The organism is Lactococcus sp. FSL W8-0209, from assembly GCF_038006585.1.
Lineage (GTDB): Bacteria > Bacillota > Bacilli > Lactobacillales > Streptococcaceae > Lactococcus > Lactococcus lactis.
This window is the reverse complement of sequence record NZ_JBBOVN010000001.1, coordinates 1,862,085-1,884,406: the sequence shown is the minus strand read 5'-3', so window position 1 is coordinate 1,884,406 and position 22,322 is coordinate 1,862,085. Positions and strand designations below refer to the sequence as shown.

General features: G+C 35.6%; 16 protein-coding genes and 1 riboswitch. Of the genes, 11 read left to right on the top strand and 5 right to left on the bottom strand.

Translation table 11 applies throughout. From position 1 onward, the window contains the following. Positions 1-128: 128 nt before the first annotated feature. From tkt to dapA, 6 genes are all read left to right on the top strand, one after another. Positions 129-2,105: a transketolase gene (gene tkt / locus MKX45_RS09320; protein ID WP_015426770.1), complete on the top strand. Its 1,977-nt coding sequence runs from the start codon at positions 129-131 to the stop codon at positions 2,103-2,105. A 94-nt stretch (positions 2,106-2,199) separates the two neighbouring features. Further along, positions 2,200-2,454 (top strand): hypothetical protein, encoded by a 255-nt coding sequence (locus tag MKX45_RS09315; protein WP_038601548.1) that lies wholly within the window; start codon positions 2,200-2,202, stop codon positions 2,452-2,454. Positions 2,455-2,825: 371 nt separating this feature from the next. Continuing rightward, positions 2,826-3,689 carry an MIP/aquaporin family protein gene (locus MKX45_RS09310; RefSeq protein WP_057720035.1) on the top strand — a complete coding sequence of 288 codons (864 nt, stop codon included), beginning with the start codon at positions 2,826-2,828 and terminating at the stop codon, positions 3,687-3,689. A gap of 94 nt (positions 3,690-3,783) precedes the next feature. Next, complete coding sequence (locus MKX45_RS09305) at positions 3,784-4,860, top strand: aspartate-semialdehyde dehydrogenase (RefSeq protein ID WP_057720033.1); 1,077 nt, start codon at positions 3,784-3,786, stop codon at positions 4,858-4,860. A 10-nt stretch (positions 4,861-4,870) separates the two neighbouring features. Then, the gene (locus tag MKX45_RS09300; protein ID WP_057720032.1) at positions 4,871-5,326 is read left to right on the top strand and encodes an NUDIX hydrolase; all 456 of its coding nucleotides are present in this window, start codon (positions 4,871-4,873) and stop codon (positions 5,324-5,326) included. A 67-nt stretch (positions 5,327-5,393) separates the two neighbouring features. Next, a riboswitch (Lysine riboswitch) is annotated at positions 5,394-5,569 on the top strand. A 100-nt stretch (positions 5,570-5,669) separates the two neighbouring features. Continuing rightward, positions 5,670-6,563, top strand: a complete 894-nt coding sequence (dapA, locus tag MKX45_RS09295; RefSeq protein ID WP_057720030.1) for a 4-hydroxy-tetrahydrodipicolinate synthase — start codon at positions 5,670-5,672, stop codon at positions 6,561-6,563. 39 nt (positions 6,564-6,602) lie between these two features. Here the strand turns inward: dapA and MKX45_RS09290 are convergent, their stop codons facing one another. Further along, positions 6,603-7,274, bottom strand: coding sequence for an MgtC/SapB family protein (locus MKX45_RS09290; RefSeq protein WP_010906063.1), 672 nt, complete (start codon positions 7,272-7,274; stop codon positions 6,603-6,605). Positions 7,275-7,621: 347 nt separating this feature from the next. Here MKX45_RS09290 and MKX45_RS09285 point away from each other — a divergent pair, with 347 nt between their 5' ends. The 3 genes from MKX45_RS09285 to ffh all read left to right on the top strand — a co-directional run bounded on the left by MKX45_RS09285 (position 7,622) and on the right by ffh (position 14,212). Continuing rightward, positions 7,622-9,334, top strand: a complete 1,713-nt coding sequence (locus tag MKX45_RS09285) for a ribonuclease J (protein WP_003129410.1) — start codon at positions 7,622-7,624, stop codon at positions 9,332-9,334. A 48-nt stretch (positions 9,335-9,382) separates the two neighbouring features. Next, a complete protein-coding gene (locus tag MKX45_RS09280) occupies positions 9,383-12,577 on the top strand; it encodes a leucine-rich repeat domain-containing protein (RefSeq protein WP_340817104.1) in 3,195 nt (1,064 codons plus the stop codon). A 78-nt stretch (positions 12,578-12,655) separates the two neighbouring features. Beyond that, positions 12,656-14,212 carry a signal recognition particle protein gene (ffh, locus tag MKX45_RS09275; RefSeq protein ID WP_003129408.1) on the top strand — a complete coding sequence of 519 codons (1,557 nt, stop codon included), beginning with the start codon at positions 12,656-12,658 and terminating at the stop codon, positions 14,210-14,212. 28 nt (positions 14,213-14,240) lie between these two features. On the opposite strand, the gene MKX45_RS09270 is transcribed toward ffh, so the two are convergent. Both MKX45_RS09270 and MKX45_RS09265 read right to left on the bottom strand, forming a co-directional pair. After that, positions 14,241-14,783, bottom strand: a complete 543-nt coding sequence (locus tag MKX45_RS09270; RefSeq protein WP_015426765.1) for a GNAT family N-acetyltransferase — start codon at positions 14,781-14,783, stop codon at positions 14,241-14,243. 81 nt (positions 14,784-14,864) lie between these two features. Continuing rightward, positions 14,865-15,440 carry an NADPH-dependent F420 reductase gene (locus MKX45_RS09265; RefSeq protein ID WP_015426764.1) on the bottom strand — a complete coding sequence of 192 codons (576 nt, stop codon included), beginning with the start codon at positions 15,438-15,440 and terminating at the stop codon, positions 14,865-14,867. Between the two features lie 174 nt (positions 15,441-15,614). Here MKX45_RS09265 and MKX45_RS09260 point away from each other — a divergent pair, with 174 nt between their 5' ends. Both MKX45_RS09260 and MKX45_RS09255 read left to right on the top strand, forming a co-directional pair. Then, on the top strand, positions 15,615-16,322 hold the full coding sequence (locus MKX45_RS09260; protein WP_057720022.1) for an AzlC family ABC transporter permease: 708 nt from the start codon (positions 15,615-15,617) through the stop codon (positions 16,320-16,322). Continuing rightward, positions 16,309-16,635: an AzlD domain-containing protein gene (locus tag MKX45_RS09255; protein ID WP_042230490.1), complete on the top strand. Its 327-nt coding sequence runs from the start codon at positions 16,309-16,311 to the stop codon at positions 16,633-16,635. The genes MKX45_RS09260 and MKX45_RS09255 overlap by 14 nt, the downstream gene beginning before the upstream one ends. Positions 16,636-16,697: 62 nt before the next feature. Here MKX45_RS09255 and MKX45_RS09250 read toward each other — a convergent pair whose 3' ends face one another. Together MKX45_RS09250 and MKX45_RS09245 are read right to left on the bottom strand one after the other, a co-directional pair. Continuing rightward, entirely contained in the window at positions 16,698-17,732 is a 1,035-nt protein-coding gene (locus tag MKX45_RS09250; RefSeq protein WP_057720021.1) for an Ig-like domain-containing protein, read from the bottom strand. A gap of 19 nt (positions 17,733-17,751) precedes the next feature. Next, positions 17,752-22,092: a beta strand repeat-containing protein gene (locus tag MKX45_RS09245; protein ID WP_340817103.1), complete on the bottom strand. Its 4,341-nt coding sequence runs from the start codon at positions 22,090-22,092 to the stop codon at positions 17,752-17,754. Between the last annotated feature and the right edge of the window lie 230 nt (positions 22,093-22,322).

The window sequence follows — 22,322 nt, the reverse complement described above, 5'->3', positions numbered from 1 at the left end:
CCCACCAAAATTAAAAAGATTTTCATATAAAAACATAAAAAAAGAAAAAAATTTTAATTTCAGAGAATGAAAACCGTTTCTAACTTGTGTTATAATGTGAGTATAAATAAAAAATATGGAGAAATCTTATGTTTGATACTACTGATCAATTGGCTGTAAATACGATTCGTACTCTATCATTAGATGCGATTCAAAAAGCAAATTCAGGACATCCTGGACTTCCAATGGGCTCTGCACCAATGGCTTATGTACTTTGGAGCAAATTTCTTAATGTGAACCCTAAGACAAGTCGTAAATGGTCAAATCGTGACCGTTTTGTCTTGTCTGCTGGTCATGGTTCTGCAATGTTATATAGTTTATTACATTTGGCAGGTTATAATGTAACGACTGATGATTTAAAAGGTTTCCGTCAATGGCAATCAAAAACACCGGGACATCCAGAAGTTAATCATACAGATGGTGTTGAAGCAACAACAGGTCCTTTAGGACAAGGAATTGCCAATGCTGTCGGAATGGCAATGGCTGAAGCACATTTAGCAGCACAATACAATAAACCTGGTTTTGATATTGTTGACCATTACACTTACGCCTTAAATGGTGATGGTGATTTGATGGAAGGTGTTTCACAAGAAGCAGCTTCACTTGCAGGTAAATTGAAACTTGGTAAATTGATTCTTTTCTATGATTCAAATAATATTTCTCTAGATGGTGACTTATCAATGTCATTTATTGATGATATTCAAAAACGTTTTGAATCATATGGCTGGCAACATTTATTGGTAAAAGATGGAAATGATTTAGAAGAAATCGCAGCAGCTGTTGAAGTGGCTAAAGCTGAAAAATCTAAACCAACAATCATTGAAGTTAAAACAGTCATTGGTTTTGGTGCCGAAAAACAAGGAACTTCAGCAGTTCACGGAGCTCCTCTTGGAGCTGAAGGTGTTGCATTTGCCAAGAAAGCATATGGTTGGGATTACCCTGAATTTACAGTTCCTGAAGAAGTATCAAAACGCTTTTTAGAAACGACAGTTGCGCGTGGTGAAGCGATGGAGCAAGTATGGCGCAGTACTTTTGATGATTATTCTGAAAAATACCCTGAGCTTGCTGAGCAGTATGCAAAAGCTTTTGAAAATGAGACACCAGAGCTTACTTTGACCAAGCATGAAATGGAAACAAGCAAGGCCAGCCGTGTAACTTCACAAGAAGCTATCCAAGAATTATCAGCTCAAATGCCAAATCTTTGGGGTGGGTCTGCTGACCTTTCGGCTTCAAATAATACAATGGTTAAAGTTGAAGAAGACTTCATGCCAGATAACTATGCTGGACGTAATATTTGGTTTGGTGTACGTGAATTTGCAATGGGAGCCATTATGAATGGGATTGCTTTGCATGGTGGAACTCGTGTCTATGGCGGAACATTCTTCGTCTTCTCAAACTACATGCTTCCTTCTGTTCGGATGGCTGCTCTACAAAGCTTGCCAGTCACTTATGTTTGGACACATGATTCCATTGCTGTTGGTGAAGATGGTCCAACTCACGAACCTGTTGAACAATTAGCTTCTGTTCGCTCAATTCCTAATTTGGATGTAATTCGTCCAGCTGATGGAAATGAAGTAGTGGCTGCATGGCGTCGTGCTGCATCAAGTAAAAGCCGCCCAACCGCACTTATTTTGACTCGTCAAAATCTTCCAGTTTTACCTGATACTTATGAATTGGCTGAAGAAGGTCTGAATCGTGGGGCTTATATTCTTTCCAAAGAAGAAGGAAAACTTGAAGGAATCATCATTGCGACTGGTTCAGAAGTAGCATTAGCTCTTGAAGCTAAGAAAACTTTAGGTTCTGGCATTCGTGTCGTTTCAATGCCTTCAATGAATATTTTTGACGAACAAGACGCAGCTTATCGCGAAGAAATTTTACCAAAAGCTGTAAGACGTCGTTTAGCGATTGAAGCTGGTACAAGTTACGGATGGGGTAAATATGTTGGACTTGATGGTGCAACAGTTACAGTAGATACTTGGGGCGCTTCGGCACCAGCAAATATCGTTCTTCCAGCTTACGGATTTACTGCTGAAAATGTAGTTAAAGCATACAAAGAGCTTGACTAATATTGAAAAAGGAGTTCTGATTTTTTGTCAGAGCTCTTTTGATTACAAACAAGTCTGTCAGTAAATTTTAATTAAAAAATAGAAAGGAAATAAGATGGGGATTTTACTTGCAATTGTTGTGGGAGTAGCTTCAATTTTGAACTTAATGTATGGACAAAATCAGCCAATCCAATATTTACTGACAGTTCTGTCAGTAATATCTTTAATCATTTATCGTGGGAAAAGAACTAAAAGGGTTCATTATAATGGATATGGTCAGAATTATTTTACGATAGGATTTACTATTTGTATCCTTAGTTTTGTGGGAACGGTAGGAATTTTGATTGGCTTCTTGTTTCATTTAGCATAATATGTTAAAATTTAACTATGCGATGAGTCGAATAATTCTACTTTGTAGAATTTCGAAGCTAAGGAATACTGGGAAATTGGGTTTTCCGCGCAGGAAGCGTGAGTATTTGTCAAATTGTGTGAACCTTTTTGACACACTTTTAGTGCCTTTAAAAGCCCTCGAAAGAGGGCTTTTTTTACGTAACGATTAAAATAATTAATAAAAAAATCTTGTTATAATCAGATGAATACAATGCTGAAAAAATATATAAACAATCTATTGTAGGAGTTAATTATATTTTCGATGTTATTATTAGCAAGAGTTAAGAAAAATATGATAAAATTGAAGTGTCAACATCTTTATATATTTTTTAAAATAGAAAGGAAATTATCATGGATGTTTCATGGATGACAAAATATATTGCTGAGGGATTGGGAACTATGCTTCTCGTCTTGCTTGGTAATGGTACAATTGCTGGGGTAACCCTCAAAGGCTCTAAAAATGAGGGCATGGGTGGTCTTGCAATTGCATGGGGATATGGAATTGCGATTTTAGTTCCTGTACTTGCTTTTGCAAATGTTTCAGGTGCACATATTAACCCAGCAATTACAATTGGACTCGCTTCAGCTGGCTATTTCCCTTGGGCACATGTTGCACAATATATTTTGGCACAACTTATTGGTGCAATTATTGGTCAATTACTTGTTGTAGCGATTTATAAAGAATACTTAGCTAAAACTAATGACGGAGCAATTTCTTTAGGCGCTTTTTCAACAACTAACGCTTTGGATAATGGTTCAAATCGTGGAAAAGCAATTTTTAACGGATTTATCAATGAAGTAATCGGTATGTTTGTATTTGTTTTCGGAATTCTCAGTTTTACAACGAACTTCTTTGGTGCAGAATCAATCAAATGGATGACAAGCTACGCTCAACAACAAGGAGCTGATGTTACAGCGAATGCAACAGTAAGCCAAATTTGGGCTTCTGTTTCAGGCGCTTCATCATCTAAAATGATTGGTGCGCTTGCTATTGGTTTGATGTTTGTTGGTTTGGTTACAGCATTTGGTGGACCAACTGGTGCAGCATTGAATCCAGCACGTGACCTTGGTCCTCGTATCGTTTATAGCTTCTTACCACAATCAGTTGTTGGTGAAAATAAAGACGCTAAATGGTGGTACGCTTGGGTTCCAGTTGTTGCCACAATCGTTGGTGCAGTAATTGCAGCTACAGTCTTTAAACTTATGTTTAAATAAAAACAAAAATTTCTGTCGAAAGGCAGATTTTTTCTTGCCCTTATAACTTAAAAGCGCTATAATAATTATAATTTACTGAAAAGGACAGACAATTATGACACAATATAATATCGCCGTCGTTGGTGTTACTGGTGCCGTGGGTACACGTATGCTTGAACAATTAGAAGAATCTACACTTCCTATAGAAACCGTACGTGCGCTTGCAAGTAAACGTTCGGCAGGAAAAATTGTTGAATTTAAGGGGCAAGAGCTTGTTGTAGAAGAATTGACTGAGGAGAGTTTTGAAGGCATTGATATTGCTCTTTTTTCAGCCGGAGGCTCAGTATCAGAAAAATATGCCCCTTATGCTGTAAAAGCTGGAGCTGTTGTCGTAGATAACACCTCATTTTTCCGTCAAAACCCTAATGTCCCCTTGGTTGTTCCAGAAGTTAATGCACATGCTTTGGAAAAACACAATGGAATAATTGCCTGTCCTAATTGCTCAACGATTCAAATGATGGTTGCTTTAGAGCCGATTCGTCAAGCTTATGGGCTTGAGCGAGTAATTGTCAGCACTTATCAAGCGGTCTCTGGTGCGGGTCAATCAGCAATTAATGAAACAAATCGTGAACTCCAAGAAGCACTTGATGGAAAAGCACTGACAGAATTGTCAGCAGAAATTTTACCGTCTGCTGGAGATAAAAAACATTATCCAATTGCTTACAATGCGCTTGCACAAATTGATGTATTTACTGACAACGATTATACTTATGAAGAAATGAAAATGACAAATGAAACCAAGAAAATCATGGAAGATGATTCAATTGCGGTTTCGGCAACTTGTGTCAGAATTCCAGTTCTTTACGGTCATTCTGAGTCAGTTTATGTTGAAACGAAAAAAGTAGCAGATATTGCTGAGGTTAAACGTTTGATTTCTGAATTCCCAGGAGCTGTTTTAGAAGATGATGTTGCTCATCAAATTTATCCACAAGCCATTAATTCAGTTGGTCGTCGTGAAACTTTTGTGGGTCGTATTCGCCGTGATTTGGATGCAGCAAATGGGATTCATCTTTGGGTAGTTTCTGACAATTTACTCAAAGGAGCAGCTTGGAATTCTGTTCAAATTGCTGAAACGCTACATGAACGTGGCTTAGTTAGACCAACTCATGAGTTAAAATTTGAACTGAAATAAGCTCTGTTAAATGAGTTATATCAGTAAAATTCGTGAAAAAATTGGTCATGAGCTTTTGATTTATCTGGGAGCTGGCGTTATTGTCTATTCTGATGAAAAAATTCTCTTACAAAAACGTAAAGATAACGGAACTTGGGCTTTACATGCGGGTGGTATAGAAGTTGGTGAAGAACTTGAGGAGACTGCTCGCCGAGAATTATTTGAAGAAACGGGACTAAAAGCAGGTAAACTTGAGCTTTTAGGAATTTATTCAGGACAAGACCGTTTTATAACTTATCCCAATATGGACCAAGTTTATATGCCAGGCATTTATTATATTTGTCGAGATTTCACAGGGAGTTTAAGACCACAAATGAGTGAAGTTGAAGAGCTGAAATGGTTTAAATTTAAAGAAATTCCAAAAAATATTCATGAGCCAAATCGCCGTGTTATCAAAGATTTCATCCAATTAATTGCGAAAGAATAATAATAAATTAGACTGTATAAAAATAAAATTTTTGACCTCGTTTACTAAAGTATGCTATAATGGGTCAAATAAAATTAGAGGTTGCGAAGACGAAGAAGTTAGTGGAGCGGTGAACGCACTGAAGCTGATGGCGGCGTTCTTTGCCGAAAGAAAAATTGTCACAAAATTTTTCTTGGGCTGTGTGGTTAAATCCTACAGACTGTCTTTCTGTCAGTACTGACAGAAAGGAGAGCTAATCAAAATCATTTTTGACGAACTTTTGAGAGCCTCTTTTGCATAAAAAGAGGTTCTTTTTGACCTCTTGACAAGAGCTTGTCAGTAAGCTCACACATAAGGAGAAATTATGTCAGCAAAAGAAACAATTGAAAAATTACAAAATGCACGTATCATCACGGCCCTAGTGACCCCTTTTAAAGAAAATGGCCAAATTAATTTTGGAGCATTTCCTAAGCTCATTGAGGATTTACTTGCTAATCATACGGAAGGCCTTATCTTAGCTGGAACAACGGCTGAATCGCCTACTCTTACTCATGATGAAGAATTGGCAATTTTTGCTGCGGTTAATAAAATAGTGGCTGGCCGTATTCCATTAATTGCGGGTGTTGGGACTAATGACACACGTGATTCGGTTGAATTTGTCAAAGAAGTTGCTGAACTTGGTTATATCGATGCGGGACTTGCAGTGACTCCTTATTACAACAAACCTTCCCAAGAAGGAATTTATCAACATTTTAAAGCCATTGCTACTGCGAGTGATTTGCCAATTATTTTGTATAATATTCCAGGAAGGGTGGTCACTGAAATTCAGGTAGAGACCATCTTACGTTTAGCAGAACTGGAAAATGTAATTGCCATCAAAGAATGTACAAATACTGATAATCTGGCTTATCTCATTGAAAAGCTACCCAAAGACTTTTTGGTTTATACTGGAGAAGATGGGCTAGCTTTTCACACTAAAGCTTTGGGAGGTCAGGGTGTAATCTCGGTTGCCAGTCATATCCTAGGTCAAGAATTTTTTGAAATGTTTGCAGAAATAGACCAGGGCTCTATTCAAAAAGCAGCGGCTATCCAAAGAAAAATATTACCCAAAATAAATGCACTTTTTAGTGTCACAAGTCCGGCTCCAATCAAAACGGTTTTGAATGCAAAAGGATATGAAGTTGGTGGCTTACGTTTACCACTTGTAGTTTGTACTACTGAGGAAAGTAAAACAATTCTTGAAAAAATTGGAAATTAAAAAATACCCTTTTAGGGTATTTTTCTTTATAAAAGTTGGTCAATATTCAATTGATTTAATCTTATCATTCGATTCCAAAAGACTCATTAACGAAGCGACTTCATAAGCTTTTGGTAAGTTCAAATATAGCTCTGTTTTTAAAGAATTATTTGATTTTTTTTCAACTTTTATACTAAGAATTTTGACATCTTCCTCTTTCAGCTGTTGTTGCAACAGTTGAAGACCTTCAAAATCTTCTAATTGAAGAATAAGATGATCGCTTGTCGCTGATTTTATCCATCGATAATTTTGGTGTAAAATAATTTGAAAAAGTAAAATAAGTAAAGTAGCTACAATACCTATAAAATATAATCCAGAACCGATAGCCATCCCAATACCAGAAGTTGCCCAAATTCCAGCCGCAGTAGTCAATCCATTAACGGATTGATTGTGAACAAAAATCATTCCAGCTCCTAAAAAGCCAATACCACTTACAATTTGAGCCGCAATTCTGGAAGGATCAAGATTGACTCCATGGGTACTGATGATGTCCATAAAACCATATTTTGAGACAATAATCATTAAAGCAGCACTCAAAGCAACAATTAAATGAGTACGTGTACCAGCATTTTTGGAACGGCTATTTCTTTCATAACCAATGGCATATCCACATACCCCAGCTAATATTAATCGAATTAACCAATCAAGTTGTGTTAAGAAAGTAATCTGCATAAAATTTCCACCTTGTCATTTAAAACTTACCTTCCATTATATCGCTATTTTGATTAGAAAAAAAGTAAGACCCATAAAAAATGAAACTGACTTGCTTTTTTACTTGCTTTGGGTTAAACTTATATTAGTGTATCTCGGTAGAGATTGGAATGCCAATCTCTTTTATTTTAATTCTAAGTAGAATTATCTTTTCAATATCGCTTGTCCCACTCGACCGATTTCGAGAGTGAATATGGCAAGGAAATTGCTAAAAACAGGACTGTAAATTTACTGACAGAATTTGTCAATAACTTACAGATTCTTTTATATCGAAAAAATTATAAATTACACTGACAAGAAAGGTTTTTATGTCTAATATTAAAATCACTCCATTAGGTGGTGTGCGTGAATTTGGTAAGAACATGTATTTAGTTGAGGTTGAAGAGCAAATTTTTGTGCTTGATGCAGGACTTAAATATGCTGAAATGGATCAACTTGGTGTTGACTTTGTTATTCCTGATATTACATATCTTTTAGAAAATGCGGATCGTGTCGCAGGAATTTTCTTGACTCACGGACATGCTGATTCAATTGGGGCTTTGCCTTATATCGTTTCTGAATTAAAAGTTCCTGTTTTTGGTTCAGAATTAACAATCGAACTTGCAAAAATTAATGTCAAAAATTATGCTGACAGTCGCAAATTCAACGATTTTCATGTTGTAACTGAAGATACAGAAATTGATTTTGGTAAAGCCGTCATTTCATTCTTCTCAACAACACATACAATTCCAGAAAGCTTAGGAATTGTGATTTCTACAAATGACGGAAACATTGTTTATACAGGCGATTTCCGTTTTGATCCAGCTGTTGCAAAAGGCTATCGTACCAATATGCGCCGATTGGCTGAAATTGGAAATAGCGGAGTCCTTGCTTTACTTTCGTCATCACCAAATGCTTTGTCAACAATGCAATCTGCTAGCGAGCATGAAATTTATGAAAAAATTTATGACTATATTGATGACAACGAAGGACGGGTCATTATTGCTTGTAACGCAGGTAATTTAGGTCGAATTCAACAAACGATTGATGCTGCCATTAAACTTGGTCGTCGTGTTGCTTTTACAGGCGAAGATATGGACCAAATCATCGAAACAGCAACTCGTCTTAACAAATTACAAATTGTTGATAAAAAATCAATTATTAAACCAGCAGAAATTAAAAAATATGCTGATAATGAGTTAGTTATTTTAGAAACAGGACGAATGGGTGAACCACTTAAATCTCTTGGAGACATGGCTCATCGTCGTCATAAATACGTTAAAATTAAAGATGGAGATTTAGTACTTGCTGTTACAAGTCCATCTGTCTCTTATGAAACAACAATTGCTCGTATTGAAAATGAAATCTATAAAGCTGGCGGAGTCATGAAAATGTTGGCTTCAGATTTGAAAATATCTGGTCACGCGAATGCTCGTGATTTGCAATTCTTACTTGATATCTTCCGTCCAAAAAATTTGATTCCAATCCAAGGTGAGTATCGTGAACTTAGTGCCCATGCTGATTTAGCAATGGAAATGGACATTTTACCAGAACATATCTTTATCGCTAAACGTGGTGAAACAGTCAGTTTAGAAAATGGAGACATGATTCCATCTGGTGTTATTCAAGCTGAAAATGTTATGATTGACGGTTCAGGAGTTGGAGATATCGGTTCAGTTGTTTTACGTGACCGTAAAGTGTTATCAGAAGATGGTATTTTCATTGCCGTTATCACAATTTCTAAGACTGAACGTAAAATCGTCAGTAAATCTCGTGTTCACACTCGTGGTTTTGTTTATGTTAAAACTTCACGTGATTTGATGCGTGAAGCTGGTGAGTTGGTCAACGAAACTGTTGATAAATATCTTTCTGGAAAAGAATTTGATTGGGCAGAAATCAAAGGTTCTATCCGTGATGCTCTTGGAAAATTTTTATATGAGCAAACAAAGCGTAAACCAGTGATTCTTCCAGTAGTTATGGAAGCGCGTCAACCTCAAGATTTAAATAAACGTTACACTAAAAAAAATCATAATAAAAAATAAAAGTTACAAAACCTCCATTTTTTCGTATAGAAAGTTAGGAGGTTTTTTATGTCTCAAAAATCAATAAAGAAAATAACGATGACTGTTGGAGTGGGATTACTGACAGCCACTCTTAATCCCACCTTCTTGAATCATCAGTTGCTGACAGAATTGCCGGTGGAGGCCACGACAAGTAAAATTACATATACTGATGAGCAAAAAGTTACTTACAATCTTGATAAAGTTTCAATGACAGCTGAAGTTTCCTCCTATGCTGGCTTAGCGGGAGCTGATATTGTAATTCCAGATATCATTGTAAATAACGGTCAAACCTATGCAATAACATCAATTGGAACTTATGCATTTTCAAATAGTGGAATTCATTCGGTTATTATCGGAAATAATGTTGTAGATATTAATACGAGTGCCTTTCAAACAACAACAGCTTTTCCTGACTATTATAAGAAATCACTGACAGAAGTAGTTTTAGGAGCAAAAGTCCAAAATATAAAAACAGATGCTTTTGCTGGAAACGCCATAAGTAGTATAGAATTTCCAAATTCTGTCCTAAAGATTGCGACAAGAGCTTTTGCAAATAATAATTTAACAGAACTTTCATTGGGTCCAAATATCACAGAAATTATGGCCAAAGCCTTTCAAAGTAACCAAATTACTACAATAGAATTTGCTGATGAATCATTGACAATAGTAGATTCAGCAGCCTTTTCTGGGAGTCCCGTTCAAAGCTTGACTTTGGGAATTGGAGTGACTTTGGCTGATGACGTATTCAATAAAACGAGTCCTTTATTTGGTCAGTTATCAGATTTACCGACAGATGGAATTCGGACAATTTCTGTCAATTCTAGTGGTCTTTTGGATAAAAGTTGGATAAATTCTGACAGTTCAAAGTCGGCTTCTGTGATTACAGAAAATGCAGATACAGCCCCTGTCTCTTCTTCCAATTCAGTAGAGCAAGTTGATGTTGCCAGTTCAGAATCAACACAAGAGGCAAATTCGGCTTCACTCTATCCAATATCTGAAGCGAGAAGTGTTACAGATAATACTTTAAATTCAATCTCTTCTTTAGACAGTAGTATTTCTAGCTCACAAACAGAGAATAGTCAGTCAGGAGCTTCCAGTACAGCAGAAATCAGTTATGATTCAGAAAACTCAAATAGTTTGTCTTCTTCAAACCAAATCAATTCCAATTCAAATAGTGAAAATGATTCAAACCAATCCTCATTAGGTTCGAGTATGTCCTCTAACGAAGAAAGTGAGCATTCTAATTCTTCCAATATCAACGAAACGAATAATAGTTCAGAAATAACCAATATTTTACCATCATCAAATCCGGCAGAAAGTAATTCAGTATCAGATCAAACAAGTTCTGAAGCTTCAACCAATTCAAATAGTAGTATCAGTTTATCCCCCTCAAACATAAGTTCGACTTCTGATTCAGAATCAGCAATTAATTCGCCTGATTTCTCTAATGTAGCAGAAGTAGCTAATAATTCCTTAGCTTCCATAAACAATAGTTCAAGTTCAGTTTTATCCAGTACAAGCACAGCTGATAATTTAGAAATCAATCAATCTAGTTCTGATAATCTTACAAAGGATAGCACGGAAATATCTACTTCAGGAGCCGTTTCGACTTCAAATCAAACAAGTTCTGAAGCTTCAAGCAATTCAAATAGTAGTATCAGTTTATCCCCTTCAAACATAAGTTCGACTTCTGATTCAGAATCAGCAACTAATTCGTCAGATTTTTCTAATGTAGCAGAAGTAGCTAATAATTCCTTAGCTTCCATAAACAATAGTTTAAGTTCAGTTTTATCCAGTACAAGCACAGCTGATAATTTAGAAATCAATCAATCTAGTTCTGATAATCTTACAAAGGATAGCACGGAAATATCTACTTCAGAAGCCTTTTTGTCTTCAAATCAAACAAGTTCTGAAGCTTCAAGCAATTCAATGAGTAGTATAAATTCACCATCATCAAGTATGAGTTTAACTTCCAACTCAGAATTAGCAACTAATCAGTCTAATTCTTCCGAAGCAACAAAAGTAGATAATAATTCATCAACTCATTCTTCAGATGTTTTAAATAGTGATTCAAATGATAGTTTAGGTTCAGATTCTTCAAACCTTAGTAGTATCCCTAATTTGGAAACGAATCAAACTATTTCGTCCAGACCAAGTGAAGTAAATAATATATCAGAAAACCCTAAGAAAGTTTCTTCTTCAAATTCAGTTCAAGAAAACTCAACAAACCATGAGATGTCTACTAACCCAAAAAGTAGCATAAGTTCACCTGTCAGCACAACTTCTAGCTCACAACCAAAAGAGAGTCAATCGAATCTACTTAATACAACAGAAGGAATCAACAATCCAATAACTTTTAATAATTCTTCATCAGAAAATTCTGCTGCCTCTATTCTAACTAGTTATTCAAATAATAACTCAGAATCATCAGAAACAGGATATTTAAATATATCTAATAAGGCACAAAGAGACAATCATTCAGAAGTTTCTCATAGTTTGACAACTTCAAATTCAAATGAAAACAACGTGTCTTCAATACAATCACAAGCAATTTTAGAAAGCTCTAAAAGCTCAACAAATAAGAGAAGTTCATCATTATCAATTATAAACTCAACTTCTCACCCACAAAAAGAAGATAATCAGGCAAATTCTTCTGATGAAGTAAAATCAAATAATAATATAGAGTCAATTATAGGTCAATTAAATTCCATAAGTAACAAAACTCATGTGAATTTTTTGACTAGCCAAAAACTATCAGTAATTTACACCTTACCAAGCAAATCGAAAGTGATGAATGAAAAAAATAAAAATTCAAATACAATAAGCGAAGAAAAACTCATCAGAACTCCTCAAAAAAATGATGAAAGTCAAAATTTAGGACAAATAACTGCTCTTGACTTATCTTTTAACAAAGAAGCAGAGACTATGAAAGATTTTAAAACAGTTGCGACTAAAGTTCCTGATAATGAAAATGGTGATCGTAGTCAAAATAATAAAACGAATAGTATTGATAAAGGTAAAGGTTTTTTCAAAAGGTCTGAATTTAATTATAAATTACTTGATAGCGACAATCATATTTTAAAGGAAAATGTTCTTTTAAAAAAACATGGTCTTATAAGTGACAATTTTTTCATTGGTCTAATAACAATTTTAGGAGCTTGTTTTATTTTCATATTTATATTATTTAAAAAGAAAAAAAGAGTGAAAAAAGATATCGACTAGAACTTTTGATGTATTCAATTTTAGCTAAAGAAATGTTATAATGAAGTAATTGTAAAAAATAGAATTGGATTATAAAATATGGCATTTGAAAACTTAACTGAACGCTTACAAAACGTTTTTAAAAATCTACGTGGAAAGAAAAAAATTACTGAGACAGACGTCACAGAAATTACAAAAGAAATCCGAGTTGCTCTCCTTGAAGCCGACGTTGCTCTCCCAGTTGTCAAGAAATTTATTAAGGCAATCCGTGAACGAGCTGTCGGTGTTGAAGTATCAGAAGCATTAAACCCAGCTCAACAAGTAATTAAAATTGTTGATGAAGAATTAACAGCTATTTTGGGTGGTGGCGAAGCTGAATTACTTAAATCTCCTAAAATTCCAACAATTATCATGATGGTTGGGTTGCAAGGGGCAGGGAAAACAACTTTTGCTGGTAAACTAGCCAAAAAGCTCAAAGAAGAGCAAAATGCCCGCCCTTTAATGATCGCAGCCGACGTTTATCGTCCAGCAGCGATTGACCAATTAAAAACCTTAGGTGAGCAGCTTGAAATTCCTGTCTATGATGAAGGAACTGCTGAAAAACCAGTTAATATTGTTCGTAATGGTCTCTTAAAAGCTCAAGAAGAACGTAAAGACTATGTTTTGATTGATACTGCAGGTCGTCTTGAAATTGACGACACTTTAATGAACGAATTGCAAGAGATAAAAGCACTTGCTGAACCAACTGAAATTTTGCTTGTTGTTGATGCAATGACTGGTCAAGTTGCAGCACAAGTTGCTAAAACTTTTGATGAAAAATTGGACATTACAGGTGTGATTATCACTAAACTTGATGGTGATACACGTGGTGGTGCGGCATTATCAATCCGTGAAATTACAGGAAAACCAATTAAATTCACAGGGACTGGTGAAAAATTAACAGACCTTGAAGTTTTCTACCCTGATCGAATGAGTTCACGAATTCTTGGAATGGGTGATATGCTCACCTTAATTGAGAAGGCTCAAGCAAATTATGACGAAGAACAATCAGCAAAACTCGCTGAAAAAATGGCTGAAAATCGTTTTGATTATGAGGACTTTGTTGAACAACTTGATCAAGTGACAAATATGGGACCAATGGAAGATATTATGAAAATGATTCCAGGAATGTCACAAATGCCTGGTTTAGATAAGGTTAAAGTTGATCCTAAGGATGTTGCTAGAAAACGAGCAATGGTCTTGTCAATGACACCGGCAGAACGTCATTTAGAGGCTGAACTGTCACCAGCCCGTCGTCGTCGGATTGCCGCAGGTTCTGGAAATTCATTTATTGAAGTAAATAAATTCATTAAGCAATTTAATCAGTCCAAAGAAATGATGCAAGGAATCATGAATGGTGATATGAATGCTATGATGCAAAAAATGATGGGTGGAGCCGGTGGACAAATGCCGAATATGCCTGCGGGTTCTGGAATGCCCGATATGTCATCTTTGGGTGATTTACAAGGGATGATGGGTAATGGTTCAGCAAATGGGATGCCCGATATGAGTTCTATGTTTGGCGGTGGTTTAAAAGGTAAAGCAACTGAGTTTGCTATGAAACAAGCCATGAAACGTGCTCAAAAGAAAATGAAAAAAGGTAAGAAAAAACGCTAAGTAAAAAAACAGGAGAAGTCCTGTTTTTTTACTTAACCGCTTTTTCTCTTTGAGTATATTCAGATTTAAGAATCCCCATAAAATAGCTATCATGATATCTACCGCCAGCAAAGAATTGTTCCTTAATCGTTCCTTCAATTTTGAAACCTAATTTTTTATAGATATGAACAGCAGGAGCATTATCAATATCTACCCATAAATAAACTTTATGCATATTTAGAGTGTTGAAAGCATAGTCAACACCTGTTTTTAACGCTTTTTGAGCGTAGCCTTTTCCAGAAAAACCTGAAATGATAATGATTTGAATTTCGCAGGTACGATGAATGTAATCAATAGACATAAGTTCCACAATTCCAATAAAAGTATCATTGGCTTCAATTACAAAGCGACGTTCAGTATTATCATGGATATGTTTATCATAAAGACTGCTTAACTCGTCTAGTGATTCATAAGGTTCTTCAAACCATAGCCGCATTGTTTCAGCTTTATTATTGATGATATGGATATTTTTTAAATCTGTTCGTTCCAATGCTCTGATTTTCATTGTTGGTTCATTTGTTAATGTAGTCATTATTCTACTCCTTGATGATATTTCTTTATAAAATAAAAAGCCTTGTTATTTAATTATAACAAGACTTAAATTTTTAAGCGACTATTTGAAAATCCCAAAACCGCCGTCCCAAGAAATTTTTTCAGAAGCAGCTAAAGTAATTTGCAGAAAACCAATAGCTTCTAGTTCGCGAGCCCTTTTTAGTGAACCAGCGTCTAATAGACTCAAACCACTATTTTCAAGAGATTTAATAATGGTCTCTTTTGCTTCCTGACTATCACTAGCGAGTAAAACGGTTGTTTGATGTTCATTTGCCACTTTTTTTGTTGCCAATGTATCGGAAAAAGTCGTATTAAAAGCCTTAACAATCATTGAATTTGGGAGTTGTTTAGCAATGAGAGCCGCAGCAGAAGTATCCGAAGGCACTAATAGACTATCAAATGTTGTGAAATCAACGGGATTTGTAATATCGATAATTATTTTTCCTTGTAAATCAGTCGAATATTCTTGGATGATTCCGGCAATTGCGACATAAGGAACAGCTAAAACAACAATTTCACCCAATTCTGTTTTAGCTGAGTTTGATAAGATATAGTTGACTTTATTACCAGATGAACTAAAATTATCACCGATTGCTTTTCCCATTTTTCCTTTACCAAAAATACTAATTGTTGCCATAGTCTTCCTCCTCTAAGATTGATATTGTTATTAATTTGATTATATCATTGAAAAAATGAAATCTATAGCAATATACCTTGCAAAAATTAAGTGATTAATAAATTTTTATTGACAGTTAGTTAATATTTATGTGATAATGGTTAGATACACTCTTTTAGAAAGGGAGCTAAGGTTATGAATTCAGAATTGACCTTTAAACAAGGTTTAAAAGATACATTACCAACAGTTTTTGGCTATATTGGAATTGGAGCAGCATTTGGAATGATTGCTCATAGTGCTGGTTTCAATCTTTGGACGATATTATTACTATCATTAATTGTTTATGCAGGATCAGCACAGTTTATAATTATCACCATGTTAACGGTTCATAGCCCACTTTTATCTATTGTTCTAAGTGTATTTTTAGTGAATTCTCGAATTATTCTGATGTCAATGACAACAGCAACCTATTTTAAAAATGAAAGTTTACTAAAGAATATTTTTATTGGAACTTTGTTAACTGACGAAACTTTTGCTTTGGGCATGAATAAGCAAAATTATACGGATGGAAAATTAAGCTTTTCTTGGTTTAATGCGTCAAATTTACTGGCCTATTCGGTTTGGGCTTTTTCTAGTCTTTTGGGAGGACTTTTAGGTAATTTATTAACTGATCCACAAAAGCTTGGCTTAGGTTTTGCAATTATTGCGATGTTTATCGGATTGCTTTATTTACAACTTATTGGTGATAAAACTTTAGGATTTAAATTACAATTAATCATCGTTGGAATTACTATGGTTTTATTTTATTTTGGTTTAACCATTATTCCTAGTAATTTGCTAGTTTTGTTTGTTACTTTGGTAGTTTGTGCAATAGGGGTGGGGGTAAAACATGTATTCTTTTAATTTTATCTTATTGACAATAATTATTTGTGGTTTGGTAACTTTACTTTCACGAATTTTACCCTTTATTTTACTCAAAAAAGTTAACCTCCCTCAACCGCTTGTCGAATATTTGAGTTTTGTTCCAGTCGTTATTATGTCAGCTTTGTGGGTTTCCAATCTTTTTGTTCAACATTTGGGGCACTTGCCTTCAATCAATTGGAATAATTTATTCGCTTCACTTCCGACAATTCTTGCCGCAATTTTGACGAAAAACTTATTAATCATCGTTATTGTAGGAGTTCTCTCCCTAGCGTTTATTCAAGTATTAATGTAAAAAATCAATCTTTAAATAATATTTTTTAAAAATAAAAATAACCAGAGCTTTTTGAACTTTGGTTATTTTTGTTTTTTTGAATCTGAAAATTTGAGCAATATAATCGTCAAAAGTAATCCTATGATGATTAGAAGGAGAGGTTTATAACCGTCACTTCCCGTAAATGGAAGGCTCCAATTTGTATTTGAAAGAACGCTTGTAGTTAATGCTTGACTAATCGTTTTATCGGGTTCAATTTGAGTTGCACTGATAATATCCTTGGGATTTAGACTTATTTCTGATGGAATTGATAGGCTAAATTTACCATTAGTATCAACGCTTGTTTGAGAAGTTGTTCCATTTGGGAAAGTGACAATAATTGTACTTCCAGTAATACCTGTTCCAGAAATAGTTGAGTCACCAACACGTACAGTATCGAGTGTTGGTGGGGCAGATTGAAGTTGTGAGCTATTTACAAGAGTTGTTACTTGTGCACTATTTTCCAAATTAGGAGAAATTTGAATAGCTGTGAGCTGGTTACCTGCGACCAAGTTTATATTTCCAGGTACCGTTACTGACCAAGTTGAATCAGGATTAACTGATCCTCCTACATTATTTCCATTTGGAAATGTGACAATCACACTGCTTCCAGAAACATAAGAGGGGACAGTTCCTTTAATAGTTGTTGCATTAGGTGAAATCGTATCGAAAGTTGGACTTTGAGCAGTACCAGAATTATTTGGAATAACAGTTATTGTTGAAATTGTACTGACTGATTCGGCACTTGCTCCTGTTCCAACAATTTGTGTTGCAGATAGTTGATTGCCAACACTTAATATAAGATTAATTGGGAGGGCTATAGACCAAGTACCGTCATTTTCTACGGTAATTGTTTGGATACTGCCATTCGGAAAAGTTACCGAAACGCTTGCCCCAGTTACACCAGTTCCAGAGACGACAGTATCAGTAGCTTTGACGGTATTGAAAAGTGGAGCTGGAGATTGTAGGGTATACATAAAACTGGCTTTTGAAGTTGTATCAGCGATTACAGTTTCTATTTTCAAATATCCAGTAATCAGAACACTCATAGCGAGAGTTAGGAAAAATATTTTTTTCACGAAGTACATCTTTCCTTTCTTATGGGGCTGATGTTAATGTCCAAGTTAATTTATCTATTGCCCAGCCATTAGTAGTTGTCAAAAGAGGGCTTGCAAACGAGAGTTTGAAGACGGGCATGATATTAACGGTCTCATAACCTGTATTTGTATTTCCACCTTGCGGATTAGTATTGGTAAATATAATTGATGGAGTAGTTGATAATTGTTCTTGATTGGTATTTTCCTGCCCACTTGAAATACCTGCTGATGAAGTTGCAGAACTTTTTATCAAAGTAATGTTTCCACCAAATAAATTTCCGCTATCTGATAGTGATAAAGACCAAGTTGCAGGAGTTGAGCGGGTATCATATATTTGTGCGTAGATATTGGGGTCTTCTCTTGTAACTGCTGTCCCATTTGAATTTAGCATTGGAATATTTGTCCAGTCAGGTGGCTGATTTGCTGTGCTATAAATTCCAAAGTTAAGGTCGGGCACTGATTTTATTGTCAAAAGTCCTGCTGGTAAAACGGAGAGTGAGACCGTTGTTGAGATACCATATTGAAGCGTTGTGAATGTCAGGTCGATTGTTTGGGTTGTTGTTGCGGAACCATCCAAGGATTTCAGCCAATTAAAAACACTGGTTGCATTTGAGAGAGAAGTTGTTGCGGAAGAAGAAGCGATTGTTGCTGAAACATTAGCACCAGCTGCTCCTGTTGAGGTGATAGGGTTCATTAGGTCAGTACTTAGGGCCGCTGCTGTAGAATTATTAGTTAGTAACGTTTTAACTTGAGACATAGTTAAAGTGACATTTTGTGCTGAAATTGTTCCTGGGATAATTAATATTTGTACTGTTTGACTATTTGTTCCTCCCATACCATCAGGAGCCGAAAAAGTAAGATTAAAGGTGGTTCCTGAAGGGATGACTGTCGCGGATAAATCTGAAATGATTTGATTGTAGAGTTGAGTGTTAGTGTAGTTATCAGAGAGCATGTAGCTTGCTCCTGCATCAGCCCACCCACTAATTTTTATATTACTTGAAATATCAGTATTAGTTGCGTCGGTTGCAGTAGCTCCTGTTAATTGAAGCAAATCTTTAGCGATTTCATTATCAAAATTACTGTCAGCAGCATTTTGTCCTTTGATAGTATTCATGTCCTTAGCAATACTATTAACAACTTGAGTAACTGTGGTTACATTATTGGCAGAAAGACTTCCAGCAACGACCGTTATTGTGCCTGAGAAAAGAATTCCGTCGGCGGTAATATATTTGATAGTGATTTTAGTACCAAGTTTTTGATAGTTAATGCCATTATTGATTGTATTGCTTGTGGTGGAAAGGGCGTTTGAAAGATCGGCAGCAAACTGACTTTGTGAGTTGTAAACGATTGGTGTGATTGAGTTTGTACCATTAGTTATATCTGCTTCAGTTGCTTTAACAATATTGTTTGAACCATCATAATATTGGGCAGAAGGTTTTAGATAAGCAGCTAAAGCCGAGTAGACGTCGCTTGTACTAGCAATTGCAGTAAGTTGGCTGACTGATATGTTTGGATTTGAAATGTTTGTTGTTGAAGTTTCAAGTGGGGGTGGTCTAGTATTACCATTATCGGTTACAGAATCATTAGGTTTAACATTATAAATTAGAAAATTAGTCCCTGTTTGTCCACTATTACTAATCAGATTGTTCCAATTTGTTGGATTAAGGAAATTGCCAGATTGACTTGTTCCATCTGACCCATCAAACCAACTTCCTGGGAAAAATCCCCAGTTATGTCCAGCTTGATTTGTAAACATCCAACTTGAAATGGAAGAGGTAACCGGATAATTTAAGGAAAGACTAGAGTCTGAAATTTGGCTTGCTGGTCCATCACTTCCGCCAGGAACATAAGACGTATAGAGCGTATTGCTGTTATAAATGGGAGAATCATTACTTGCTAGAACAGCATTGGTGCTTGGACTGGTTGCTGTATGATTTGGCCATTCCCAATCAATATAAGAAGGTGTAGCTCCAACGGTTGGTGTGCGGACTTCTGCATGGCGGATATAATTCCCTGTGCCAATGGTAAGAAAAGAAGCGGGAGAAATTTGAGCATTTACTGTCCAACCAAATGTTGAACTTGCAGGATAAATTAACTCTGCAAGATTATTATAAGTTGTGCCGTTGACACTATTGCTAAAATAAGAGGCATAGGCATAATTTTTGTCTAAGCTAGAACCAATAAATCCATTTGTGCCACTGCTTGATGACAAACTAGGGTTAATATTCCATTGTCCGGCACCTGTCGAGGTATTTGTTCCATTGATTTGGAATTGACGGATATTACCAAGAATACAAACAACTTGATTGGCGGAAATACCGTTTATTGTGGTTGGAGAATAATCTCCGATATAGGAGAGACCTGTTTGTTGGTCATAACCATTGATTTCAACGGGGTTAATCTTTGTTGCTGTTTGACCTGAAACTGGAATAATCAGCATCATATGTTGAAAATTTGAACCAGTTGAACCCCAAATTGCCGTTGTTGATTTAAGATTGTTCTCATTGATATTTAGCCCGCGACTAATAAGTGGTTGCCAAGTTAGAATGGATTGGCTAGTGTAATTTCCACTAGCGTTTTGTGTTTCTTGGAAATAGGTAGCTTTTGTTAATTGAGAAAAATTCGATGAAATGATTGGAGCGTAATTATTTGCCCAAGACCAATTGTTACTGAAATAATAGTCTTTGAGATAGGTATTTGGAGCGACATTCCATGCACCGACTTGAATTAAGATATTTGTGGGTTGTAAGCCAGCAGTTGGAGTAGTTGAAATACCTCCTTGACTTTTATCAACAATCCCTGAACCTTCATACATGTTTAAGCTTCCAAAATTAGCATAGTTATTTTGATAATTGCTTGCATTCGTTTGAATTCCGCCACCATTATAAATGTAGCCTGTGGCACTTAAATCAAGTTCGTTGTAGGGTAAAATATTTAAGTTGGTAAAATTGTGAACAAGGTTGGTTGCTAGTATCACTTGATTGGAACTTGAAGCAGAGCTGGAGCCAAGGTTTATCGTTGCTGTATTTTGGGTGGTTGTTGCGTTTGTGAAATTATCGTTTCCGTCTGCACCAGCTGAAATTTGTTTCACTCCTGCAGCATTGATATTCATGATTGTTGTGGCTAATAAGCCATTGGTCGTTGCCAAGTTATATGCTGTGGCGTTAATATCATTACTGAAAGTATAATCTGGGCTGTTAACGGTCACTTTGATGATACGGGTTGTTGAGAGAGGAGGTGGACTTGCTTGACCGTCTCCATAAATGGTGTTCACGCTTGTATTTCCTGAAATTCCTGAGATTCCAACATTGATATCTCCTGTTATTGCTCCACCTGTTGCTGAATTCCCCATTAGTGTTAAAATGCCGCCATTTGTTCCGGTAACATCAACGTTGACAGTTCCTGTAATTTTATCTGTGCTTGTTTGTCCACCACCATAAACTTGAAAAATACCGTTTGTGCTGTTTGTATTGAAGGCGACGTTTGTATTTCCGTTGACTGTGCTTGTATTATTTCCACCACCGTAGACATTGAGATTGTTTCCAGAAGTGTTTGTGACCGTCAGGGATGTATTTCCAGTGACAGTTCCTCCATCAGAACCGCCATAGATATTAAAAGTACTCGAGCCAGTAGCTCCTATCCAAATATTTGTATTTGCTACGCTTGCTTGTTTTGCCCCGCCATAAAGATTGATTGCACCAGTGAAAAACGCGCCTGAACGAATGGCAAGATTATTTCCATTGGCATAAATGCTACTTGAACCAGCGAGAGTAATATTACGAAAAACGGTTGGAACGGATAGATTTAGAATTGATGGAAGTGTAATTTGATTAGCATTTGGATCAAGATTGGCAGTAGAAGTATTAAGGTTATCGGTTGAATCCGAAATAAAAGTGAGGCTTTTCGCATTTACAGTGGTCACTTTTGATAATTCTTCTTGGTCAGTACTGGTTAAGCTATATGCAGATCCAAAATAAATAACATAGTCAATTGGGTTTGCAATAGTATCATCGAGAGCAGAAGCAAGGCTTGAATAATTAGTTTTGGTGCCATTATTGCTGACAATGGAAATGCTCGTTCCAGAAACTTGTCCTGAAATTGATTTACTGTAACCAAAACTATTATTGGCTAAAATTAGTCCGGGAATGTCTGTGGCAGCATAGACTTTGTTTAAATTTGATAAATTGGAAATTGCAGGTTTGAATTGATTAGGAAGGAAATTATTGGTGATTTTTTCAAGTGGCGAAAAAAGCTCTAATAAAAAATTTGCTGGAGTTAGAATTAAAAATATTAAAAGAAGAAAATTGAGAATTAATTTTGATTTTATAATTTTTTTAGGCATAGAATTAAATTTATTAGTGTGGATGCTTTTTAAAAAACGTAGAAAATAGTGTATTATTAAAATTACGTTTTTTAAGTTTCTTTTTCAATTCATTATATCACAGAAAAGAAATATAAAGATAAGAATTGATTATTTATATTTTTAGGAATTTGATTTTATTAATAAAAATTTATCAATTATTTGTAATTCCCTCTCGTATTTGTCGACATATCTTGCTATAATAAATGATT

Coding starts and splice junctions, on each gene's coding strand:
- tkt (WP_015426770.1), top strand. CDS start 129: ATGTTTGATACTACTGATCAATTGGCTGTAAATACGATTCGTACTCTA.
- MKX45_RS09315 (WP_038601548.1), top strand. CDS start 2,200: ATGGGGATTTTACTTGCAATTGTTGTGGGAGTAGCTTCAATTTTGAAC.
- MKX45_RS09310 (WP_057720035.1), top strand. CDS start 2,826: ATGGATGTTTCATGGATGACAAAATATATTGCTGAGGGATTGGGAACT.
- MKX45_RS09305 (WP_057720033.1), top strand. CDS start 3,784: ATGACACAATATAATATCGCCGTCGTTGGTGTTACTGGTGCCGTGGGT.
- MKX45_RS09300 (WP_057720032.1), top strand. CDS start 4,871: ATGAGTTATATCAGTAAAATTCGTGAAAAAATTGGTCATGAGCTTTTG.
- dapA (WP_057720030.1), top strand. CDS start 5,670: ATGTCAGCAAAAGAAACAATTGAAAAATTACAAAATGCACGTATCATC.
- MKX45_RS09290 (WP_010906063.1), bottom strand. CDS start 7,274: ATGCAGATTACTTTCTTAACACAACTTGATTGGTTAATTCGATTAATA.
- MKX45_RS09285 (WP_003129410.1), top strand. CDS start 7,622: ATGTCTAATATTAAAATCACTCCATTAGGTGGTGTGCGTGAATTTGGT.
- MKX45_RS09280 (WP_340817104.1), top strand. CDS start 9,383: ATGTCTCAAAAATCAATAAAGAAAATAACGATGACTGTTGGAGTGGGA.
- ffh (WP_003129408.1), top strand. CDS start 12,656: ATGGCATTTGAAAACTTAACTGAACGCTTACAAAACGTTTTTAAAAAT.
- MKX45_RS09270 (WP_015426765.1), bottom strand. CDS start 14,783: ATGACTACATTAACAAATGAACCAACAATGAAAATCAGAGCATTGGAA.
- MKX45_RS09265 (WP_015426764.1), bottom strand. CDS start 15,440: ATGGCAACAATTAGTATTTTTGGTAAAGGAAAAATGGGAAAAGCAATC.
- MKX45_RS09260 (WP_057720022.1), top strand. CDS start 15,615: ATGAATTCAGAATTGACCTTTAAACAAGGTTTAAAAGATACATTACCA.
- MKX45_RS09255 (WP_042230490.1), top strand. CDS start 16,309: ATGTATTCTTTTAATTTTATCTTATTGACAATAATTATTTGTGGTTTG.
- MKX45_RS09245 (WP_340817103.1), bottom strand. CDS start 22,092: ATGCCTAAAAAAATTATAAAATCAAAATTAATTCTCAATTTTCTTCTT.